Below are 20921 nucleotides of genomic sequence, written 5' to 3'. Positions count from 1 at the left end.
CGTTCACAGGCACGATGAGGAAGTAAGCGTGACCGACGACATCCCGGTTGCCGAAGCCGTCGAGGTGCCCGCGCTCGTGCGCGCTGCGGGCGCGGTGCTGTGGCGGCCTGGTGCGCGCGGGCCGGAAGTGGCCCTCGTGCACCGACCCCGCTACGACGATTGGTCCCTGCCCAAGGGAAAGCTGGATCCCGGCGAGCTCCCCGCGCACGCGGCCGTTCGCGAGGTCGCCGAGGAGACCGGTTTCTCGGCCACGCTCGGGCGTCATCTCCCGCAGGTGCGCTACGCGGTTCCCACGCGTGCGGGCGGGGCGGCGCCGAAGATCGTCGATTACTTCTCCGCACGCCTGCGGGAAGGCGAGTTCACGCCCAATGACGAAGTGGACGCACTCCGCTGGTTGCCGCTGGAGCAGGCGCGCGCCGAGTTGAGCTATCCGCACGACGCGCGAGTCCTCGACGCATTCGACGAGTCCCGGGCCGAAACGGCGACCGTATTGCTGGTGAGGCACGCAAAAGCGGGCAAACGATCCGAATGGTCCGGAGATGACGCTCTGCGCCCGCTGAGCCGAGCGGGCCGCAAACAACGCGACGCATTGCATTCCCTGTTGCCGTTGTTCGCGCCTTCCCGGATCTATTCGGCTCCGCGCGTGCGCTGCGAACAAACCGTGGCCCCGGTGGCCGCGGAGCGCGGAATCGCCATCGTGAGCGAACCGCAGTTCTCCGAAGAGGTCTATTCAGCCGATCCGCAGGCGGGCGTGCGCGCACTGCTGGGAGTGGCGGCCGAAGGCGGCACGAGCCTGGTGTCCAGCCAGGGAGGCGTCATCCCGGATCTGGTGACGCGGCTGGCGGATTCGGCCGGCCTGGCGCTCGACGAGGTGGCGTCGCGCAAGGGAAGCGTGTGGACGCTGTCCTTCCGGCCGGCGGAGGGCGCGGAGGGCGAGCGGGAACCAGACCTGCGCCTGGCGGCCGCCGATTACCTGCCAGATCCCCTGGCGGGAGCGCGAAGAACCCCTCCTGGGCGCTGATCGCACCGCACAGGGCTGCTGCAGACGCCTCGGCGGGGGAAGGCCCGCCGGGCTGGTTCCGGCGCTACACGGGCATCTGGAGCCCTTCACGCGCGACAACGCTGGAGGAGGAAGCGACCCGCCGCCCGCGGCGCGGCGGGTTTTCGCCTTCCTCACGAGCTGTGAGCGGGCGGAGGCATGCCCCGAGGAGGGGCTATGCCTCCGCCCGCTCGGCCCACTGGAGCTCGCAGTCGAAGCGAGCGATCACTTCTTGGTGGACTTGCGGGTCGTCGTGGCCTTCTTGGCGGCCGGACGAGTCGTCGTCTTGGCGGTGGACTTCGGCGCCGCCTTGGTCGTGGCCTTGGCGGTGCTCGCACGCTTGGTGGTCGACGCCTTGGCCGGGGCCGACTTGGTCGTGCTGGCCTTGGTGGTCGCCCGCTTCGGCGCCGCCTTGGTCGTGGCCTTGGCGGTGCTCGCCTTGGTCGACTTGGCGGTCGAAGCCTTGGCGGTGGAGGCCTTGGCCGTGGTGCGGCTGGCGGTCTTGGTGGCCGCGGCACGCGTGGTGGTGGGCTTGCGAGCGGTGGTGGTCTTGCTCGCCGAAGCGGTGCGCGTGGTCACGCCGCGCGTGGTGGCCGCCTTGCCGGAGGTGGTCGAGCGCGGGAGCTTCCGCTGGCCGCCCACGACTTCCTTGAACTGGGTGCCGGCGCGGAACGCGGGAACGTTGGTCTTCTTGACCTTCACGCTCTCACCGGTGCGCGGGTTTCGAGCGACGCGCGCCGCACGAGCGCGCTTCTCGAAAACGCCAAAACCGGTGATGTTGACCTTCTCGCCTTTGTTGACGTTGCGAACGATGATGTCGACGACGTCTTCAACGGCCTGGCTGGCGGTCTTCTTGTCTCCGAGGCGTTCTGCCAGAGCCTCGATCAGTTGGGCCTTGTTCACTTCAGTCCCTCCCAGGACACAACAACGGCCCCGTTGGGCCGACTCAATGTCAACGGTAAAGCCCCGGAACTACAAATGCCATTCGCCACGCCCCATTTTTTCGTTGGGGCGCGGGCATTCGAGTCCGGGCAACGGGGTCCGCGCAGTGCTGGGAGCAACTGGTTGAGTTGTCCGGTCCGGGCGGGTTTTTCCTGCTGTGAAAGGAAAAACCCGCCCAGCTCCGGGGTGCTGATCAGCCCTTGCGAGCAGGCAGCGTGGCGGGCTTGAAACTCGGGCGCCCACGCTCAAAAGTGTCGATCGTCTCGGCGTGGCGCAGCGTCAAACCGATGTCGTCAAGGCCTTCCAGCAGCCGCCAGCGGGTGTAGTCGTCGATGCTGAAGGGCACCGTGAGGTCCTTGGCTTGGACGGTCAGTTCCTGAAGATCCACCGTGACAGCGGTACCCGGCTCGTTCTCCAGCAGCTTCCAGAGCAGCTCCACATCGGACTGCTCGCACTGCGCCGCCAGCAAGCCCTGCTTGCCGGAATTGCCGCGGAAGATATCGGCGAACCGGCTCGAGATGACCACTCGGAAGCCGTAGTCCTTCAGCGCCCACACCGCGTGCTCGCGGGAGGATCCGGTGCCGAAGTCGGGGCCGGCGACCAGCACGCTGCCGGACGAGAAGGGTTCCTGATTGAGGATGAAGTCCTCGTCCCCGCGCCACGCGGCGAACAGCGCGTCCTCGAAGCCCGTGCGGGAAACCCGCTTGAGGTACACGGCGGGGATGATCTGGTCGGTGTCCACGTTGGACCGGCGCAGCGGGACTCCGATCCCGGTGTGCGTCTTGAACGGTTCCATCGTTGCTCCTGGTGAGTGAAAGCTCGGGAGGTGCGGTTCGGGCACCCGCGACATCGCGCGGGACCCTGATGAATCAGCTGCTCAGTCGAGGTCTTCGGGCGAGGAGAGCGTTCCGCGCACCGCCGTGGCCGCGGCCACCAGAGGCGAAACCAGGTGGGTCCGGCCACCCTTGCCCTGCCTGCCCTCGAAGTTGCGGTTGGAGGTCGAGGCGCTGCGCTCGCCCGGGTCCAGCTGGTCCGGGTTCATGCCCAGGCACATCGAACAACCGGCCGAACGCCATTCCGCTCCGGCGGCGGTGAAAACCTCGTTGAGCCCTTCGCTCTCGGCCTGCAGCCGCACCTTCATCGAGCCGGGCACCACGAGCATCCTGGTGTTGTCGGCGACCTTGCGGCCCTCGATGACGGCCGCGGCCGCCCGCAGGTCCTCCAGCCGCCCGTTGGTGCAGGACCCCAGGAAGACGGTGTCCACGCTCACCTCGCGCAGCGGCATACCCGCCGTCAAGCCCATGTAGGCCAACGCCTTTTCCGCGGCGAAGCGCTCGCCCTCGTCGACGATGGCCTCCGGGTCCGGCACGTTCTCGCCCAGCGGCAGGCCCTGACCCGGGTTGGTGCCCCAGGTGACGAACGGGGTGAGTTCGTCGGCGCTGAGCGTGACTTCCTCGTCGAAGGTGGCGTCGGAGTCGGTGCGCAGCGTCTTCCAGTACTCGACAGCGGCGTCCCACTCGGCGCCCTCCGGCGCGTGCGGACGGCCCCGCAGGTACTCGAAAGTCGTGTCGTCGGGCGCGATCATGCCCGCGCGCGCACCGGCCTCGATCGACATGTTGCAGATGGTCATGCGGGCTTCCATCGACAGCTGGCGCACCGCTTCGCCGCGGTACTCCAGCACGTAGCCCTGCCCGCCACCGGTGCCGATCTTGGCGATGACGGCGAGGATGACGTCCTTGCTCGTCACACCGGGGCGCAACGATCCCTCGATGTTGATGGCCATGGTCTTGAACGGCCGCAGCGGCAGCGTCTGGGTGGCCAGCACGTGCTCCACCTCGGACGTGCCGATTCCGAAGGCCAGCGCGCCGAACGCGCCGTGCGTGGAGGTGTGGCTGTCGCCGCAGACGACGGTCGTGCCGGGCTGCGTGAGGCCGAGCTGCGGCCCGACGACGTGCACGATGCCCTGCTCGGCATCACCCATGGGGTGCAGCCGGACGCCGAACTCCGCGCAGTTCTTGCGCAGCGTTTCGACCTGGGTCCGCGACACCGGGTCGGCGATCGGCAGGTCGAGGCCGACGGTCGGGACGTTGTGGTCTTCCGTGGCGATCGTCAGGTCGGGGCGCCGCACCTCGCGGCCGGCCAGCCGGAGCCCTTCGAAAGCCTGCGGGCTGGTGACTTCGTGCACCAGGTGGAGATCGATGTAGAGCAGGTCGGGCTCGTGCCCCTCACCTTGGCGCACGATGTGCGCGTCCCACACCTTCTCCGCGAGCGTTTTTCCCATCACTGCTCCCAGTCGAGCGCGCCGAGGCCCGCGGAGGAGCGGGCCTCTCCCACAGAGTGGACTTCCCAGATATCGAGAAGTTAGTATCGGTACGTGGGACAGCATAGCGGCATCGGAGTGTTGGACAAGGCAGTGGCCGTACTGCAGGCGGTGGCCCAGGAGCCCTGCGGCCTGGCAGAACTGTGCAGCCGGACGGGGCTGCCGCGGGCGACGGCGCACCGCTTGGCGGTGGGCCTGGAGACGCATCGCCTGCTGCGTCGCGGTTCGGACGGCAGGTGGCGCCCTGGCGCGGCGTTGGCGGAGCTGGCCGGCGGCGCGGTGGATCCGCTGCTGGAGGCGGCGTCCACGGTGCTGCCCAAACTCCGGGACGTCTCGGGTGAGAGCGTCCAACTCTACCGACGGGACGGCATGCAGCGCCTGTGCATCGCGACCGCGGAGCCGCCGAGCGGTTTGCGGGACACGGTCCCGGTGGGGACGGCGCTGTCGATGACGGCGGGCTCAGGGGCGAAGGTCTTGGCCGCGTGGGCGGATCCGGCGACGCAGCGCGCGGTGCTCGGCGAGGCGGTGTTCGGCGAGCGCACTCTCCTGGAGGTGCGGCGCCGGGGCTGGGCGCAGAGCGTCGCGGAGCGCGAGGCGGGTGTGGCGAGCGTGTCGGCGCCGGTGCGGGATTCCCAGGGCGGTGTGGTCGCGGCGATCTCGGTGTCGGGCCCCATCGACCGGATGGGCCGCAGGCCCGGCGCGCGCTGGGCGGCGGATCTGCTGGCGGCAGCCGAGGGCTTGCAGAACAGGCTCTAACACGGGCAAAAACGAAGGCCCCGGACATCGTGTCCGGGGCCTTCGCGTTGTAGTCCCGACGGGATTTGAACCCGCGCTACCGCCTTGAGAGGGCGGCGTCCTAGGCCGCTAGACGACGGGACCGCGCAACGGAGATAAGACTACAACACCCGAGAACCCCCAAGAACACCCCCACCCCGAACCGCCACAACCAGCAAAGACACCAACAGAAGTGACCCCAACAACAAAGAAGAAGACGAACCCCCACAACACAATGGAAGAAAGGAAGCCCCACCCAACAACCAAAAGCCGAACAAGGCCCAAGGAAGCAACACCAAGCCAACAAAACAGAAGACGGCAAGCCGGCGAGCAACATCCGAGGCGGCGAAGCCGACGAGCCAATCAAGAACCGAAGAGGCTGGTCACGAGCCCAGGCCGGGAACGAGAACCGAAGAGAGGAGCACTCCCCAGAGCGACCACCGCACCGTGGGGGGCATGGGGGGTCCGCCCCCCCAACAAAATGACGAAAGCGGTACACCTACGCATCAACGTAGGTATACCGCTCCCACCGCTGTAGTCCCGACGGGATTTGAACCCGCGCTACCGCCTTGAGAGGGCGGCGTCCTAGGCCGCTAGACGACGGGACCGCGTGAGAGATCACCGAGGTGATCTGCTCGCTGGGGTACCAGGACTCGAACCTAGACTAACTGAACCAGAATCAGTCGTGCTGCCGATTACACCATACCCCATGGTGCTTGACGGCCAGTTGTCTCGAATTCCGATCTCCGGTGCGGAGTTCGGCTTCCGGACTTCTGTCCGCCGCGTTGGTGAATATATTAGACCACCGCGCGAGGGGCCTTCCCAGCACCCCCCTCTTCTGGAGTTCTCGCAGGTGGTGGCCTGGTTCAGCGCACCGGGGCGACGAGATCGGCGAAGTCGGGTGCGGCGATCTCGGTGACGAGGAGTTCGGGGAGTTCGTCGAGGCTCGTGATGGTGGGGACGACGTCCTCGGCGCTGGTGCGGGGCGCGGGGATCCGGTCGCGGTTGAGCCAGATGCCGCTGAGCCCGGCGCGAGCGGCGCCGTGGGCGTCGGTGGTGAGCCTGTCTCCGACGTGGGCGACTTCGTGCGGCTGGAGGCCGAGGTGGTCGCAGGCGGTGTGGAAGATCCGCGGATCCGGTTTGGCCACGCCGATCTCGCCGGAGATGATCACGGCGTCGAAGGCGTCGGCGAGGCCGACGGCGGCGAGCTTCTTGCGCTGGTAGGCGCTGGGGGCGTTGGTGACGGCGGCGAGGCGGAGTCCGCTGGCGCGCATCCAGTCGAGGCTGTCGAGGACGTCGTCGAACAGTCCCCAGGCGCGCTGCATGGCGTCCATGCGCTGGTTTTCGCGGCTGCGCGCTTCCGCGTAGTCGATGTGCTCGCCGAAGGCGGCGAAGAAGGCGCGGGTGCGTTCGACGCACATGACGTCGAAGGGCATCTGGCCGGTGACGAACCGCGCGTAGTACCGGTCGGTGGTGCGTTCCCACACGGGCCAGGCCCGGTCGGTCCCGAGGAGCTCTCTGAGGGAGCTGCGCGCCGCGCTCTGGCTGTCCAGCAAGGTGTCGTCGATGTCGAGGCAGACGGCCTTGATCTGGGCGGGATTGCGGGATTTCGAAAGGTCAGCCGCGGATGTCACCCCGAGAGGCTAGGCGTTCACCCGCCGCGTCCGACTCTGCCAACCTAGTGAAGTCTGCTGTGGGTCTGAGAACACTGTGCAACCAAACCGGATTTCCGCTCCGTCTTAGCAGTTGGGCTCGAACGCGCCCCGGGGCGATTGCGCAGGTGGGAGAACGACGCCGCCGCGGCGCTCCGGTGAGCGCCGCGGCGGCGTGGGTGGTGGGAGTTGCTCTCGGTGCCGGTCAGCCGAGCGCCTTGCGGAGCCTGGCGAGCGAGACCTCGCGGCCGAGGAGTTCCATCGACTCGTACAGCGGCGGCGACACGGTGCGCCCCGTGATGGCGACGCGGACGGGCGCGAAGGCCTTGCGCGGCTTGATGCCGAGTCCGTCGACGACGGAGACCTTGAGGGCTTCCTCGATGGCGTCGGTGGTCCACTCGGGCAGCGCTTCGAGGGACCCGATCGCGGCTTCCAGCACGGGCCGGGCGTCGTCGCCGAGCGCCTTCTGCGCGGAGGCCTCCTCGGGCTGGAAGTCGTCGCCCGCGAACAGGAAGCCCATCATGCCGACGGCGTCGGAGAGCACGATGAGCCGCTCCTGCACGAGGGGCGCGGCGGCGCGCACGGTCTCCAGCTGCGACTCGGTGGGCTCCGCGGGCAGCACCCCGCCGTCGACGAGGTAGGGCACGATGCGCTCGACGAAGTCGTCGGGTGCCAGGGCGCGCAGGTGCGCGGAGTTGATGGCGTCGGCCTTCTTCTGGTCGAAGCGCGCCGGGTTGGAGCTGACGCGGCCGATGTCGAAGGCCTCGACCATCTCGTCGAGGGTGAACACGTCGCGGTCCTCGGAGATCGACCAGCCGAGCAGCGCGAGGTAGTTGAGCAGGCCTTCGGGCAGGAACCCGCGGTCGCGGTGGTGGAACAGGTTGGACTGCGGGTCTCGCTTGGACAGCTTCTTGTTGCCCTCGCCCATGACGAACGGCAGGTGGCCGAACGCGGGCGTGAAGTCGGTGACGCCGATGCGCTGCAGCGCTTCGTAGAGCGCGATCTGGCGCGGCGTGGACGACAGCAGGTCTTCGCCCCGCAGCACGTGGGTGATCCGCATGAGGGCGTCGTCGACGGGGTTGGTGAGCGTGTACAGCGCATCGCCGTTGCCGCGCACGAGCACCGGGTCGGGCACGCTGCCCGCCGGGAAGGTGATGTCACCTCGGACCAGGTCGGTGAAGGTGATGTCGCGCGCGGGCATCACCAGCCGCAGCACGGGCTTGCGCCCTTCGGCCTTGAAGGCCTCGCGCTGCTCGTCGGTGAGGTCGCGGTCGAAGTTGTCGTAACCCAGCTTGGGGTCGCGGCCGGCCGCCTTGTGCCGGGCTTCGACCTCGTCCGGGCTGGAGTAGGACTCGTAGAGCTCACCGGCGGCGAGCAGGCGCTGGGCGACATCCGCGTAGATGTCGCGCCGCTCGCTCTGCCGGTAGGGGCCGTGGTCTCCGCCGACTCCGGGACCTTCGTCCCAGTCGAGGCCCAGCCAGCGCAGCGCGTCGAGCAGCGCCTGGTAGGACTCCTCGCTGTCCCGGGCGGCGTCGGTGTCCTCGATGCGGAACACCAGTTTGCCCTTGTTGTGCCGGGCGAACACCCAGTTGTAGAGGGCGGTGCGGATCAGGCCGACGTGCGGGGTTCCGGTCGGCGACGGGCAGAACCGGGCACGAACCGGGCCCGCGGCCCCCTGTCCGGTCGCCTCTTCCTTGGCTGCGTCTGTGCTGGCTTCTGGCGTGCTCATAACGGATTCAGCGTAGCCACTGCTCGCGTGCGCTTGACGGCCGCACCCGGTAGGTGCATGCTGAATTTATTCAACAGTCGTTGAAAACCCTGGGAGGAACGCGATGGAGCGCACCACCTGCTGCATCGTCGGCGGCGGACCGGCCGGCATGGTGCTCGGACTGCTGCTGGCCCGGTCCGGAGTCGAGGTCACCGTCCTGGAGAAGCACGGCGACTTCCTCCGCGACTTCCGCGGCGACACCGTCCACCCCACGACCCTGCAGCTGCTCGACGAGATCGGGCTCGCCGATCGCTTCGAGCAGATCCCGCAGAGCCGGATCAACAAGATCCAGCTGCCCCTCGGCCCCGACGGGGACCTGTTCACGGTCGGCGACTTCAGCCTGCTGCCCATCAAGCGCAACTACATCGCGATGGTTCCGCAGTGGGACCTGCTGGACATGCTCGCCGAGGAGGGCAAGTCCGAGCCGGGGTTCGCGCTGCGGATGAACACCGAGGCCACCGAGCTGATCCGGGAGGGCGGACGGGTTCGCGGCGTGCACTACCGAACCGCCACCGGCGAGACCGGCGAACTGCGCGCCACCATCACCGTGGCCTGCGACGGCCGCAAGTCGTTCGCGCGCGAGCTGCCGGAACTCGGGCTGCAGGACTTCCCGACGCCGATGGACGTCCGCTGGTTCCGGCTGCCCCGGCAGCCCGAGGACCCGGAAGGGCTGGTCGGGATGCTGCGCAAGCGCGCCTTCCAGGTGCTCATCGACCGGCGCGACTACTTCCAGGTCGCCTCGATCATCCACAAGGGCTCCGACTCCGAAGGCCGGTCGGGACCGATCGAGGACTTCAACGCGCAGCTCAAGCAGGAGATCCCGTGGCTGGGCGACCGCGAGCTGGTGCGCTCGTGGGACGACGTCAAGCTGCTGCACGTGACCCTGGACCGGCTGCGCAAGTGGCACGTGCCCGGCCTGCTGTGCATCGGCGACGCCGCGCACGCGATGTCACCGGTCGGCGGGATCGGGATCAACCTCGCGGTCCAGGACGCGGTCGCGACGGCGCGCCACCTCGCGGGACCGCTGCGCGAGGGGCGGCTGCGGCTCAGGCACGTGGCGGCCGTCCAGCGTCGCCGCTGGCTCACCACGGTGCTGATCCAGGGCTTCCAGCGCATCATCCACGACAACGTGGTGGGGCCCGCCCTCCGCGGCGAGATCGACCTCGGCGACTCGGCGAAGCTTCCGCTGCCGATCCGCCTGATCTCGCGGCTGCCGTTCCTCCGCCGAGTCCCGCCCTACCTACTCGCCTTCGGCGCCGTCCGAGAGCACCCCCCAAAGGCCGCCCGCCGGTAACCCGCTCCGCCAGGGTGGTGTCAATTTCTTAAGTATCTGAACGTCACCCGGGTGAGCCTCAAATACTTAAGAAATTGACACCACCCCGGCCGATCGCGTGGGTCAGGCGTTCTGGACCGGGTTGGTGAGGGCGCCGAGGCCGTCGATGGAGACCGTGACCTTCTGGCCGTCGGTCATCGGGCCGACGCCCGCCGGCGTGCCGGTGAGGATGACGTCGCCGGGCAGCAGCGTCATGATCCGCGACACCCACGAGACCAGGCCGCCGACGCCGTGCACCAGCTGCGAGGTGCGGCCGTCCTGCTTAACCTCACCGTCCAGGTCGGTGCGGATGGACAGGTCCGACGGGTCGATCTCGGTGTCGATCCACGGCCCCAGCGGGCAGAACGTGTCGTAGCCCTTGGCGCGGGTCCACTGCCCGTCGGCCTTCTGCTGGTCGCGCGCGGTGACGTCGTTGGCGATGGTGTAGCCCAGCAGCACCTCGGTGCCGCGGGCCTCCGGGACGTCCTTGCACGGCTGGCCGATGATCGCCGCGAGCTCGCCCTCGAAGTCCACCCGCTCGGAGTTCGGCGGCAGCTTGATCGGCGAGTTGGGGCCGACCACCGAAGTCGAGGGCTTCATGAAGATCAGCGGGTTCTCGGGCGCCTCACCACCCATCTCGCGCGCGTGCTCCACGTAGTTCTTGCCCACGCAGATCACCTTGCTCGGCAGGATCGGCGCCAGCAGCCGCACGTCGGCCATCGGCCACTTCCGGCCGGTGTAGGTGGGCGAGCCGAACGGGTGCTGGTCGATCTCGACCGCCACGATCTTCTCGCGCGGCGCCGCCGGATCCGGCTCCAACGCCACGAACGACACTCCGTCCGAGTGGGCCACACGAGCCAAACGCAAGACAACCTCCGCAAGAAATCTGATGTGGACGGGTGGTGGGAACCCGCGCCCAACATACTCGGACACCGGAACCCGCCACCGCATTCCGGGTTGGCGGGAGGGTGCCGTCACATCGTGGCGCAGGCCTTGTAGATCAGCGCGTCGCAGAGCGCGAGCCAGCTGGCCTCCACGATGTTCGCGTGCACACCCACGGTGGTCCACTCGTGCTCGCCGTCGCGGGACTCCACCAGCACCCGGGTGACGGCGTCCGTGCCGGGTTCGTCGACGAGGATGCGGACCTTGTAGTCGGTCAGCTCCACCGACTCCAGCCACGGCAAGTGCGGCACGAGTGCCTTGCGCAGCGCGGCGTCGAGGGCGTTGACGGGACCGTTGCCCTCCGCCGTGGCGATCACCCGCTCCCTCGACACGCTGACCCGCACGGTCGCCTCCGAGACGACCTCGCCGTCGTCGCGGTGATCGAGCATCACCCGGTACGACTCGAGCTCGAACGGTGTTTCGAGATCGGAACCCGTCATCTCCCGGCGCAGCAACAACTCCAGCGAGGCGTCGGCCGCTTCGAAGGACCAGCCTCGCGCTTCGAGCTCCTTGACCTGCCGCACCGCTCCCCCGACGGCCTCCGACGAGAGTTCCAGGCCGAGTTCGGCGCCCTTGAGCTCCAGGCTGGCGCGACCGGCCATCTCGGTCACCAGCACCCGCATCCCGTTGCCGACTTCGGCCGGGTCGAGGTGGTTGTAGAGCTCTGGGTCCACTTTGATCGCACTGGCGTGCAACCCCGCCTTGTGCGCGAACGCCGACTGACCCACGTACGCCTGGTGGGTGTCGGGCGCCAGGTTGGCGATTTCCGCCAGCGCGTGCGAAACGCGGGTCAGTTCAGCCATTTTGCCCTCGGGCAGCACCGGCATGTCGAGCTTCATGCCCAGATTTCCCAGAACCGTGAACAGATCAGCGTTGCCCGCGCGTTCGCCGTAGCCGTTGGCGGTGCACTGCACGTGGGTGGCACCGGCCTGCACCGCCGCGACGCTGTTGGCCACGGCGCAACCGGTGTCGTCCTGGCAGTGGATGCCGACGCGGATCCCGGTGCGCGCGACGACTTCCCGCACGGTGTCGGCCAGTTGAAGCGGGAGCTGACCGCCGTTGGTGTCGCACAGCACGACGGCGTCGGCACCCGCGCCCGCGGCGGCGTCGAGCACGCGCAGCGAGGTGTCGGGATCGAACGCGTACCCGTCGAAGAAGTGCTCCGCGTCGACGAAAACCCGCCTGCCGTGGTCGACGAGGTGCCGGACGGTGTCGGCGACCATCGCGCAGTTCTCGGCGATGTCGGTGCGCAACGCGCGCTCGATGTGCCTGCGGTCCGATTTGGCCACCAGCGTCACGACCGGGGCGCGAGAGTCCAGCAGTGCGGCAACTTGACGATCGTCGTCCACTCTGGAGCCTGCGCGACGGGTGGAGCCGAACGCCACGAGCGCGGCGTGGTCGAGTTCGAGTTCCCCTTGCGCAGCGCGGTGAAAGAACTCGGTGTCCTTGGGAAGCGCTCCGGGCCAACCGCCTTCGATGAACCCGACCCCGAGTCCGTCCAGCAGGCGCGCGACGGCCAGCTTGTCGGTGACCGAGTACGAAATCCCCTCGCGCTGCGCGCCGTCGCGCAGCGTCGTGTCGTAGACGTGGAAGTCGTCGCCCAGGGGCGTGCCGGCCGGCTTGGTGCGGGTCACTGGAATGTCTCCCGTCGGTTCGATCGGTTCGGCGCGGACTTGGCGCAGGCAACAAAAAAGACCCCCCGCGAATGCGAGAGGTCAGCGCGTCGGGAAGTGGAGATGTTTACCCGACGCGCTCGCCAATAATGATCACACTGCGGAAAGCCACGACTCCATGCTGCACACCTCACCCGCCGATGTCCATCGAACGCGGCGGAGTTCTCACGATCCGGAAAGGCCGAAAGGCGCCTCCCCAACGGGAGACGCCCTTCGGAACCCAGGTGAAGATCAGGGCTGGGGCACGACCTCGTGCGAGGACACCAGCGCCGCGAGGCGGTCGCCGATGGCGAAGGTGGCGCCCGGCGACGAGTGGTCGCGGGTGGCCAGGTCGAAGGCCACCGAGGCCTCGACGCGCTTGGCCGCCTCGGTCAGCCCGACGTGGTCGAGCAGCATCGCGATCGACAGGACGGCGGCGGTGGGGTCGGCCACGCCCTGCCCGGCGATGTCCGGGGCGCTGCCGTGCACCGGCTCGAACATGCTCGGGTTGCGGCGGGTGGCGTCGATGTTGCCGCTGGCCGCCAGGCCGATGCCACCGGTGATCGCGCCCGAGAGGTCGGTGATGATGTCGCCGAAGAGGTTGTCGGTGACGACCACGTCGAACCGGCTCGGGTCGGTGACCATGTGGATCGTGGTGGCGTCGACGTGCTGGTAGGCCACGGTGACGTCCGGGTACTGCAGCGAGACCTCCTCGACCACGCGCGACCACAACGAGCCGGCGTGGGTGAGGACGTTGGTCTTGTGCACCAGGGTCAGGTGCTTGCGCGGCCGCGAGGCGGCGCGGGCGAACGCGTCACGCACGACCCGCTCGACGCCGAACGCCGTGTTGATGCTGACCTCGGTCGCGATCTCGTGCGTGGTGTCCTTGCGCAGCAGGCCGCCGTTGCCCGCGTACGGGCCCTCGGTGCCTTCGCGCACGATGACCATGTCGATCTCGCCCGGGTCGGCCACCGGGCTCTTCACGCCCGGGTAGAGCCGCGCGGGGCGCAGGTTCACGTGGTGGTCGAGCTCGAACCGCAGCCGCAGCAGCAGACCGCGCTCCAGGATGCCGCTGGGCACCGATGGGTCGCCGACCGCGCCGAGCAGGATCGCGTCGTGCTGGCGGAGCTCACCGAGCACGGACTCGGGGAGCAGCTCCCCCGTCGCGTGCCAGCGAGCGGCTCCGAGGTCGTAACGGGTGATCTCGGTGTCCGGCACCACCTCGCCGAGCACCTTCAGTGCCTCGGCCACGACCTCCGGCCCGATCCCGTCGCCGGGGATCACAGCGAGCCGCATCTACACACCTCCCGAGAACCACCCCGAACTGCGGGGCTCGAACTGTTGAGCCGAAGGCTACCGGCATGTCCACGCCTCGCGGCACGCCGGGCCCACCGAGTGGATGATAAGTCCCGGACTGTGGGACACCCACTAGAGTGACGGACTGTTTCGTTCCAGGTACGCGTGAGGGGCCGTCCCTTGAGCAGGGACGACCCCTTCTCACGCTTCCGAGCTATTCAGCGCGCGAACCGTCGGTAGCGCACCTACTCAGCGACACCTCGTTGCCGAGGCATCCACCTTCACTCGAAGCTGACCGTGCGCACGATGCGGGCGCCCACGGCGGCGCCGATCGGCTCCAGCACGCCCTGCTCGACCGGACGGTCCACGCGCAGCAGCATGATCGCCTCGGAGCGCTCGGTGGTCTGGCTGACCGTGGCGGCCTCGATGTTCACGCCGACCTCGCCCAGCAGCGTGCCGACCTTGCCCATCACGCCCGGGCGGTCCGGGTACTCCAGCAGCAGCACGTTGCCCTCGGCCCGCAGGTCGAAGTGCCGGCCGTTGACCTCGATCAGCTTCTCGACCTGGTTCGGGCCCGACAGCGCACCGGAGACGACCGCAGTGGTGCCGTCGGCCATGTGCGCGCGCAGCGACACGACGCTGCGGTGGTTCGGGCTCTCCGAGGTCGTCTTGATCTCGACCTGGACGCCCAGCTCCTCGGCCAGCTGCGGAGCGTTGACGAAGGTCACCTGGCTCTCGACCGCACCGGAGAACACGCCGCGCAGCGCCGCCAGCTGCAGCACCGAGATGTCCTCGTCGGCCAGCTCGCCGCGGGCCTCGATGGTCACCGAGCTCGGGGTGCCGCCCTGCAGCGCGGACAGCAGCTGGCCCAGCTTCTGGGTCAGCGCCAGGTACGGGCGGACCTCTTCGCCGACCGCACCGCCCTGCACGTTGACCGCGTCCGGGACGAAGTCGCCGCGCAGCGCGAGCCGGACGGACTTGGCCACGTCGGTGCCCGCGCGGTCCTGGGCCTCGCTGGTGGAGGCACCCAGGTGCGGGGTCACCACGACGTTGTCCAGGGAGAACAGCGGGCTGTCGGTGATGGGCTCCGACTTGAACACGTCGATGCCGGCGCCGGCGACGGTGCCGTTGCGCAGTGCCTCGGCCAGCGCGTCCTCGTCGACCAGACCGCCGCGCGCGGCGTTGATGATGACCAGGTTCGGCTTGGCCTTCTTGAGCTCCTCGGCGCCGATCAGACCCAGCGTCTCAGCGGTCTTCGGGAGGTGGATCGACAGCGCGTCGGCGCGGCTGAGCAGCTCCTCCAGCGAGACGAGCTCGATGCCCAGCTGCGCGGCGCGGGCCGGCGACACGTAGGGGTCGTAGGCGATCAGCTTGGTGCCGAAGGCGGCGACGCGAGCGGCGAACAGCTGCCCGATCTTGCCCAGGCCGACGACACCGACGGTCTTGCCGTTGAGCTCGACGCCGCCGTAGGAGCTGCGCTTCCAGGCGCCGCCCTTGAGGCTCGCGTCGGCCTGCGGCACGTTGCGGACCACCGAGAGCAGCAGCGCCATCGCGTGCTCAGCGGCGGAGACGATGTTCGAGGTGGGGGCGTTGACCACCATCACGCCGCGCTCGGTGGCGGCGGGTACCTCGACGTTGTCGAGGCCGACACCCGCGCGGGCGACGACCTTGAGGCTCTTCGCGGCCGACAGGACTTCGGCGTCGACCTTGGTCGCGGAACGGACCAGCAGCGCATCGGCGTCGGCGACAGCGTCGAGCAGCGCCGGACGGTCGGTGCCGTCCACGTTGCGGATCTCGACCTCTTCGCCGAGGGCGTCGATCACGGACGGGGCCAGCTTCTCGGCGAGAAGAACGACAGGACGGCTTGCGTTGGTCACGGGCGAACTCCAAGCTGGAAGATCACGATCGGCACGACGATGTGCCCGGACGTTGGAAGTTTAACGGGAGATTGAGAAAGCATTCACAAGGGTGTAGCTCGGATCACCGCTGGATCGAACATGTCCGCAAGTTCCGCTTTCCCGGCATTCTCGCAGATCAACCCCCATGAGCGAGCAAAACCGTTCCACAGTGCGGGAATGGATCGCGCACCGAACGGGCCCGGCCGCCCACGCCGGCGGCAGCAGGCCCGAACGGCGGCCGCGCTTCACGGTTCGTCGAATTCGCCGTCTTTGGCGCCCGCGACGAACGCGTCCCATTCCTCGGGGGTGAAGACGAGGACCGGCCCTTCCGGGTCAGCCCCGTTCCGCATCCCCACGTAACCGTCGACGAAGGCTATCTCCACGCCCGGTTCATCCGGATCGTCCGTACTCGCGATCCACTCAGCGCCCGTGAAGTCGAGCTTGCCGCGGACGTGCGCTTTATCGTCGACGATCTCGTTGTCTGCACTCACGATGCGTACCGTATCCCTCACTCATAGCGATATCCCGTTGTGGGAGACCCGCCCGGCGGAAACCTACCGACCACCGCCAGAACGCGCGAGGCCCGGTGAAACCTCATCTGAGGATTCACCGGGCCAGGCGGATCAACGCTGCCGAGAGATCCGGAGAGCTCGGAAATTCACCCCGATGGCGCCACCCGTGCGGCGGCGCGCAGGGCGTCAGCTCACTTGTTGGTCCACGACATCAGCGAGCGCAGCTTCTTGCCGACCTCTTCGATCTGGTGGGCGTTGCCCTCGGACTGCAGCTTCGTGAAGTTGGGGCGACCGGCCTCGTCCTCGGCCACCCACTCCTTGGCGAAGGTTCCGTCCTGGATCTCGCCGAGCACCTTGCGCATCGAGTCCTTGACGTGCGAGTCGACGACGCGCGGGCCGCGCGTGAGGTCGCCGTACTCGGCGGTGTCGGAGCAGGAGTAGCGCTGACCGGCGATGCCGCCCTCCCACATCAGGTCCACGATCAGCTTGAGCTCGTGCAGGACCTCGAAGTAGGCGATCTCCGGCTGGTAGCCGGCCTCGACCAGCACCTCGAACCCGTTCTGCACCAGCGCGGAGGTGCCACCGCAGAGGACGGCCTGCTCACCGAACAGGTCGGTCTCGGTCTCCTCCTTGAAGGTGGTCTTGATGACGCCGGCGCGGGCACCGCCGATGGCCGCGGCGTAGGACAGCGCCAGGGCCTGGGCGTTGTTCGAGGCGTCCTGCTCGACGGCGATCAGGCACGGCACGCCCTTGCCGTCGACGAACTGGCGGCGGACCAGGTGGCCCGGGCCCTTCGGCGCGACCATGGCCACGTCGACGTCGGCCGGCGGCTGGATCAGGCCGTAGCGGATGTTGAAGCCGTGGCCGAAGAACAGCGCGTCACCCTGCTTGAGGTTCGGGGCGACGTCGTTGGCGTAGATCTCGCGCTGCTTGGTGTCGGGCGCCAGGATCATGATCAGGTCCGCCTCGGCGGAGGCCTCGGACGGGGTGAGGACCTTCAGGCCCTCCTCCTCGGCCTTGGCCCGGGACTTGGAACCCTCCGGCAGGCCGATCCGCACGTCCACACCCGAGTCCCGCAGGCTCAGCGCGTGGGCGTGCCCCTGGCTGCCGTATCCGATGACGGCGACCTTCCGGCCCTGCACGATGCCGAGGTCAGCGTCCGCGTCGTAGAAGATTTCAACTGCCATGGTGTTTCAGCGTTTCCTTTCGGGACTTCATCGGTTGTCGGCCGCGCCTGCCAACCGCTTGCTCGTGAGCCTGTGGGCCCTGTGGCGGGGTAGCCGGTTGTCAGCGGACCGCAGTAGCCGTGATGGAGCGGGGGCCTCTACCGATCGCGATCGTTCCCGACTGCACCATCTCGCGGACGCCGTAGGGTTCCAGCATTCGCAGCAACGCGTCGAGCTTATCGGCGGGTCCGGTGGCTTCGATGGTCAGCGCCTCCGGCGAGACGTCCACCACCTTCGCGCGGAACAGCTGGACGGTCTCCAGGACCTGGCTGCGCACCGACGAGTCGGCGCGGACCTTCACCAGCAGCAGCTCGCGCTGCACCGCGGCGTCGTCCTCCAGCTCCACGATCTTGATCACGTTCACCAGCTTGTTGAGCTGCTTGGTGACCTGCTCCAGCGGCTGGTCGCTGACGGCGACCACGATCGTCATCCGGGAGATCTCCGGGTGCTCGGTCGGGCCGACCGCGAGCGACTCGATGTTGAAGCTGCGCCGGGAGAAGAGGCCGGAAACCCGCGCGAGGACCCCGGGGACGTTCTCCACCAGCACGCTCAGCGTATGCCTGCTCACGCCTCCAGCACCGCCTCTCCGCAATTCATGGGACTGGTCGCGTTGCGCCCAATCGATCGTTCCGAGGTTGATCGTGGCCGGCCTGCGTCACGTTCCCCTGAGGTGCGGTTGCGCAGAACTGCCGTTGGCACAGAGCTGATCACGCTTCATCCTCCTCGAAGAGCGGGCGGATGCCTCGGGCCGCCATGATCTCGTCGTTGCCGGTGCCGGCCGCCACCATCGGCCAGACCTGCGCGTCCTTGCCCACCACGAAGTCGATCACGACGGGTCGGTCGTTGATCTCCATAGCCCGCTGGATGACGCTGTCGACGTCCTCTTTGGACTCACACCGCAGGCCTGCGCACCCGTAGGCGTCGGCGAGCAGCTTGAAGTCCGGGATGCGGTGCTTGTGGGTGCCGAGGTCGCTGTGTGAGTAACGCTCGGCGTAAAACAGGTTCTGCCACTGCCGGACCATACCCAGGTTGCCGTTGTTGATGACGGCCACCTTGATGGGGATGTCCTCGATCGCGCAGGTCGCGAGCTCCTGGTTGGTCATCTGGAAGCAGCCGTCGCCGTCGATGGCCCAGACCGTCTTGTCCGGCTCACCGGCCTTGGCGCCCATGGCCGCCGGAACCGCGTAGCCCATGGTTCCCAGACCACCGGAGTTCAGCCAGGTGCGCGGGTTGTCGTAGCCGATGAACTGCGCGGCCCACATCTGGTGCTGCCCCACGCCCGCGGCGTAGACGGCGTCGGGGCCCGCGATCTTGCCCAGGCGCTCGATGACGTACTCCGGCGACAGGCTGCCGTCGCTGGGCTCGGCGTACCCGAGCGGGAACCGGCCGCGGATGTCGTCGAGCATGCCCCACCAGGGCTTCAGGTCCGCGGTGCCGTGCTCGGACTCGGCGGCCTCGAAGGCCTCGGTCAGCTCGGCGATGACGTCCTTGCAGTCACCGACGATCGGGACGTCGGCGTAGCGGTTCTTGGAGATCTCGGCCGGGTCGATGTCGGCGTGCACGACCTTGGCGTCCGGCGCGAACGACGACAGCTGGCCGGTGACCCGGTCGTCGAACCGGGTGCCCAGGGCGATCAGCAGGTCGGAGCGCTGCATCGCGGCGACCGCCGACACCGTGCCGTGCATGCCGGGCATGCCCAGGTGCTGCGGGTGCGAGTCCGGGAACGAGCCGCGCGCCATCAGCGTGGTGACCACCGGGATCCCGGTGCGCTCGGCGAGCTGCCGCAGCTCCGCGTGCGCCTCGGCCTTGATGACACCGCCGCCGACGTAGAGGACCGGCTGCTTGGCCTCGACCATCAGCTTCGCGGCCTCGCGGACCTGCTTGCCGTGCGGCTTGCTGGTCGGCCGGTAGCCGGGCAGCTTCATCTCCGGCGGCCAGGAGAACGACATGGGCGCCTGCTGGACGTCCTTGGGGATGTCGACCAGGACCGGACCGGGACGGCCGCTGGAAGCGATGTAGAACGCTTCCGCGATGACCCTCGGGATGTCCTCGGCATCGGTGACCAGGAAGTTGTGCTTGGTGACCGGCAGCGTGATGCCGCAGATGTCGGCTTCCTGGAACGCGTCGGTACCGATCAGGCCGGTCGACTGCTGACCCGTGATCGCCACGATCGGGACCGAGTCCATGTTGGCGTCGGCCAGCGGGGTGACCAGGTTGGTCGCACCCGGGCCGGAGGTCGCCATGCACACGCCGACCTTGCCCGTGGCCTGCGCGTACCCGGTCGCCGCGTGCCCGGCTCCCTGCTCGTGGCGAACCAGCACGTGCCGGACCTTCTCGGAGTCGAGCAGCGGGTCGTACGACGGGAGGATGGTGCCACCCGGAATCCCGAAGACGACCTCGCAACCCACGGACTCCAGGGAGCGGACGAGTGCCTGCGCACCCGTGAGCTTCACCGGAGCACCGCTGGGCGGCGCGGGCTTGGGTCGGCGTCCTGGCGGGGGCGCCGGGACCGGATTCTGCCTGGTGTTGGCGCTGGTCATCGGGTCAACCTCGGTGGTTGGGAGTGGGACCGGACACGAAAAAACCCCCGCAGGCCACGAATGGGCCAGACGAGGGTTGGCGCGTCGACAGCTGCGAGGACTTCCTCAGGCGTCGACGCGCCGGGGAAGTACGAGAATGTCGTGCAGTCGCAGCATGGCCAGGACGTTAATGGGGTTGGTCGCACCGCGTCAAACCATTCGGGACGCCCATCCCGCATGCTGGGCGCACGTTCGAGCGAACGCGATCGTGCCCTTTCGCGATTTTCCCAGTTCACGGACCCTTTGCCGGGATGATTTCCGGCCGATGTGATACGCACCGCTCCGCGCCTCCCAACCATCGGGAAGCCCTGCGGTGCTCGGGTCCCGACAGGGCGGATCCGGCCAGGTGAGAGCATCGGGGCGTGAGCGAGACACCCCAGGACTCCGGGCGGGACGACGCCGCCGAGCCGCAGAGCACCGAATCCGCGCAGGCCGCGGAGCCGCAGCAGACCCGAATCCCGGAATCGCTGAACTTCCGGGCTCCCCGGGTATCGCTGCTGGCGGTGCTCGCGGTCGCCGCCTGCGCGGTCCCGCTGGCCACCACCGCCGGCCCGCTGGGACTGCTGGTCTTCCTGGTGCCGCTGGCCATGCTGTGGATCGTGCTGTGGCCCCGCACCACCGTCGACGCCGAGCGGATCAAGGTTCGCGGCCTCGCGACCGCGCGCACCCTGCCCTGGGACTCCCTCAACGGGCTGGCCATCACCAAGCAGTCCAAGGTCCGCGCCAGCACCACCGGCGGCTCGGAAATCGCGCTGCCCCACGTGCGCCCGCGCGACCTCCCGGCGGTATCGCTGGTCAGCCGCGGTCACCTCCCGGACCCCAGCGCGCAGTCCTCCGACGCGGGCTGAACACCGCCGTTCGCGCGTAATCTGCCCGACATGCGTGGTCAACGGCGCGTCGAGCAAGAGTAGGGTCGCGGTACCGCCACGCTGAGCGCCCACAAGGCGTCGTCAGCGGGAAGGTCCGCGTTGCAGCTCTCGCCGGCTCCGCACCTGGCACCGACCCGCAC

Annotated in this window: 17 protein-coding genes and 3 tRNA genes; 4 read left to right on the top strand and 16 right to left on the bottom strand. The window is 68.6% G+C overall.

Annotated elements, in window-relative coordinates; all coding sequences use genetic code 11:
• Window positions 1-28: 28 nt before the first annotated feature.
• Entirely contained in the window at window positions 29-1021 is a 993-nt protein-coding gene (locus ACYVF3_RS18105; protein WP_461155402.1) for an NUDIX hydrolase, read from the top strand.
• A gap of 243 nt (window positions 1022-1264) precedes the next feature.
• Here ACYVF3_RS18105 and ACYVF3_RS18100 read toward each other — a convergent pair whose 3' ends face one another.
• From ACYVF3_RS18100 to leuC, 3 genes are all read right to left on the bottom strand, one after another.
• Window positions 1265-1942 carry an HU family DNA-binding protein gene (locus ACYVF3_RS18100; protein WP_461155401.1) on the bottom strand — a complete coding sequence of 226 codons (678 nt, stop codon included), beginning with the start codon at window positions 1940-1942 and terminating at the stop codon, window positions 1265-1267.
• 232 nt (window positions 1943-2174) lie between these two features.
• Window positions 2175-2777, bottom strand: a complete 603-nt coding sequence (gene leuD, locus ACYVF3_RS18095) for a 3-isopropylmalate dehydratase small subunit (RefSeq protein ID WP_461155400.1) — start codon at window positions 2775-2777, stop codon at window positions 2175-2177.
• An 81-nt stretch (window positions 2778-2858) separates the two neighbouring features.
• Window positions 2859-4262: a 3-isopropylmalate dehydratase large subunit gene (leuC, locus tag ACYVF3_RS18090; RefSeq protein ID WP_461155399.1), complete on the bottom strand. Its 1404-nt coding sequence runs from the start codon at window positions 4260-4262 to the stop codon at window positions 2859-2861.
• Window positions 4263-4355: 93 nt separating this feature from the next.
• On the opposite strand from leuC, the gene ACYVF3_RS18085 reads away from it, so the two are divergent.
• Window positions 4356-5057, top strand: a complete 702-nt coding sequence (locus tag ACYVF3_RS18085) for an IclR family transcriptional regulator (RefSeq protein ID WP_461155398.1) — start codon at window positions 4356-4358, stop codon at window positions 5055-5057.
• A 50-nt stretch (window positions 5058-5107) separates the two neighbouring features.
• Here the strand turns inward: ACYVF3_RS18085 and ACYVF3_RS18080 are convergent.
• The 5 genes from ACYVF3_RS18080 to gltX form a co-directional block, all read right to left on the bottom strand.
• A tRNA-Glu gene (locus ACYVF3_RS18080) sits at window positions 5108-5180 on the bottom strand.
• Between the two features lie 430 nt (window positions 5181-5610).
• Window positions 5611-5683, bottom strand: a tRNA-Glu gene (locus tag ACYVF3_RS18075).
• A 30-nt stretch (window positions 5684-5713) separates the two neighbouring features.
• Window positions 5714-5785: transfer RNA gene (locus ACYVF3_RS18070), tRNA-Gln, on the bottom strand.
• A 156-nt stretch (window positions 5786-5941) separates the two neighbouring features.
• On the bottom strand, window positions 5942-6709 hold the full coding sequence (locus ACYVF3_RS18065) for an HAD family hydrolase (RefSeq protein ID WP_461155397.1): 768 nt from the start codon (window positions 6707-6709) through the stop codon (window positions 5942-5944).
• A 223-nt stretch (window positions 6710-6932) separates the two neighbouring features.
• Complete coding sequence (gene gltX / locus ACYVF3_RS18060; RefSeq protein WP_461155396.1) at window positions 6933-8456, bottom strand: glutamate--tRNA ligase; 1524 nt, start codon at window positions 8454-8456, stop codon at window positions 6933-6935.
• A gap of 103 nt (window positions 8457-8559) precedes the next feature.
• On the opposite strand from gltX, the gene ACYVF3_RS18055 reads away from it, so the two are divergent.
• Window positions 8560-9789 carry an FAD-dependent oxidoreductase gene (locus ACYVF3_RS18055; RefSeq protein WP_461155395.1) on the top strand — a complete coding sequence of 410 codons (1230 nt, stop codon included), beginning with the start codon at window positions 8560-8562 and terminating at the stop codon, window positions 9787-9789.
• A 102-nt stretch (window positions 9790-9891) separates the two neighbouring features.
• Here ACYVF3_RS18055 and ACYVF3_RS18050 read toward each other — a convergent pair whose 3' ends face one another.
• The 8 genes from ACYVF3_RS18050 to ACYVF3_RS18015 form a co-directional block, all read right to left on the bottom strand.
• On the bottom strand, window positions 9892-10674 hold the full coding sequence (locus ACYVF3_RS18050; protein ID WP_461155394.1) for a fumarylacetoacetate hydrolase family protein: 783 nt from the start codon (window positions 10672-10674) through the stop codon (window positions 9892-9894).
• 107 nt (window positions 10675-10781) lie between these two features.
• Entirely contained in the window at window positions 10782-12383 is a 1602-nt protein-coding gene (gene cimA / locus ACYVF3_RS18045; RefSeq protein WP_461155393.1) for a citramalate synthase, read from the bottom strand.
• Between the two features lie 270 nt (window positions 12384-12653).
• Window positions 12654-13697, bottom strand: a complete 1044-nt coding sequence (locus tag ACYVF3_RS18040; RefSeq protein ID WP_461155392.1) for a 3-isopropylmalate dehydrogenase — start codon at window positions 13695-13697, stop codon at window positions 12654-12656.
• Between the two features lie 281 nt (window positions 13698-13978).
• Window positions 13979-15574 carry a phosphoglycerate dehydrogenase gene (gene serA, locus ACYVF3_RS18035; RefSeq protein ID WP_461155391.1) on the bottom strand — a complete coding sequence of 532 codons (1596 nt, stop codon included), beginning with the start codon at window positions 15572-15574 and terminating at the stop codon, window positions 13979-13981.
• Between the two features lie 266 nt (window positions 15575-15840).
• On the bottom strand, window positions 15841-16086 hold the full coding sequence (locus ACYVF3_RS18030) for a DUF397 domain-containing protein (RefSeq protein WP_461155390.1): 246 nt from the start codon (window positions 16084-16086) through the stop codon (window positions 15841-15843).
• A 212-nt stretch (window positions 16087-16298) separates the two neighbouring features.
• Window positions 16299-17294 (bottom strand): ketol-acid reductoisomerase, encoded by a 996-nt coding sequence (gene ilvC / locus ACYVF3_RS18025; protein ID WP_461155389.1) that lies wholly within the window; start codon window positions 17292-17294, stop codon window positions 16299-16301.
• A gap of 100 nt (window positions 17295-17394) precedes the next feature.
• On the bottom strand, window positions 17395-17901 hold the full coding sequence (gene ilvN / locus ACYVF3_RS18020) for an acetolactate synthase small subunit (RefSeq protein ID WP_461155388.1): 507 nt from the start codon (window positions 17899-17901) through the stop codon (window positions 17395-17397).
• Between the two features lie 139 nt (window positions 17902-18040).
• Entirely contained in the window at window positions 18041-19873 is a 1833-nt protein-coding gene (locus tag ACYVF3_RS18015; protein WP_461155387.1) for an acetolactate synthase large subunit, read from the bottom strand.
• Between the two features lie 401 nt (window positions 19874-20274).
• On the opposite strand from ACYVF3_RS18015, the gene ACYVF3_RS18010 reads away from it, so the two are divergent.
• A complete protein-coding gene (locus ACYVF3_RS18010) occupies window positions 20275-20760 on the top strand; it encodes a PH domain-containing protein (RefSeq protein WP_461155386.1) in 486 nt (161 codons plus the stop codon).
• Window positions 20761-20921 lie beyond the last annotated feature (161 nt).

Source organism: Saccharopolyspora tripterygii (genome assembly GCF_054778355.1).
Note: the sequence above shows the minus strand (reverse complement) of the source record. Positions and strands in the feature narration are given on the sequence as shown.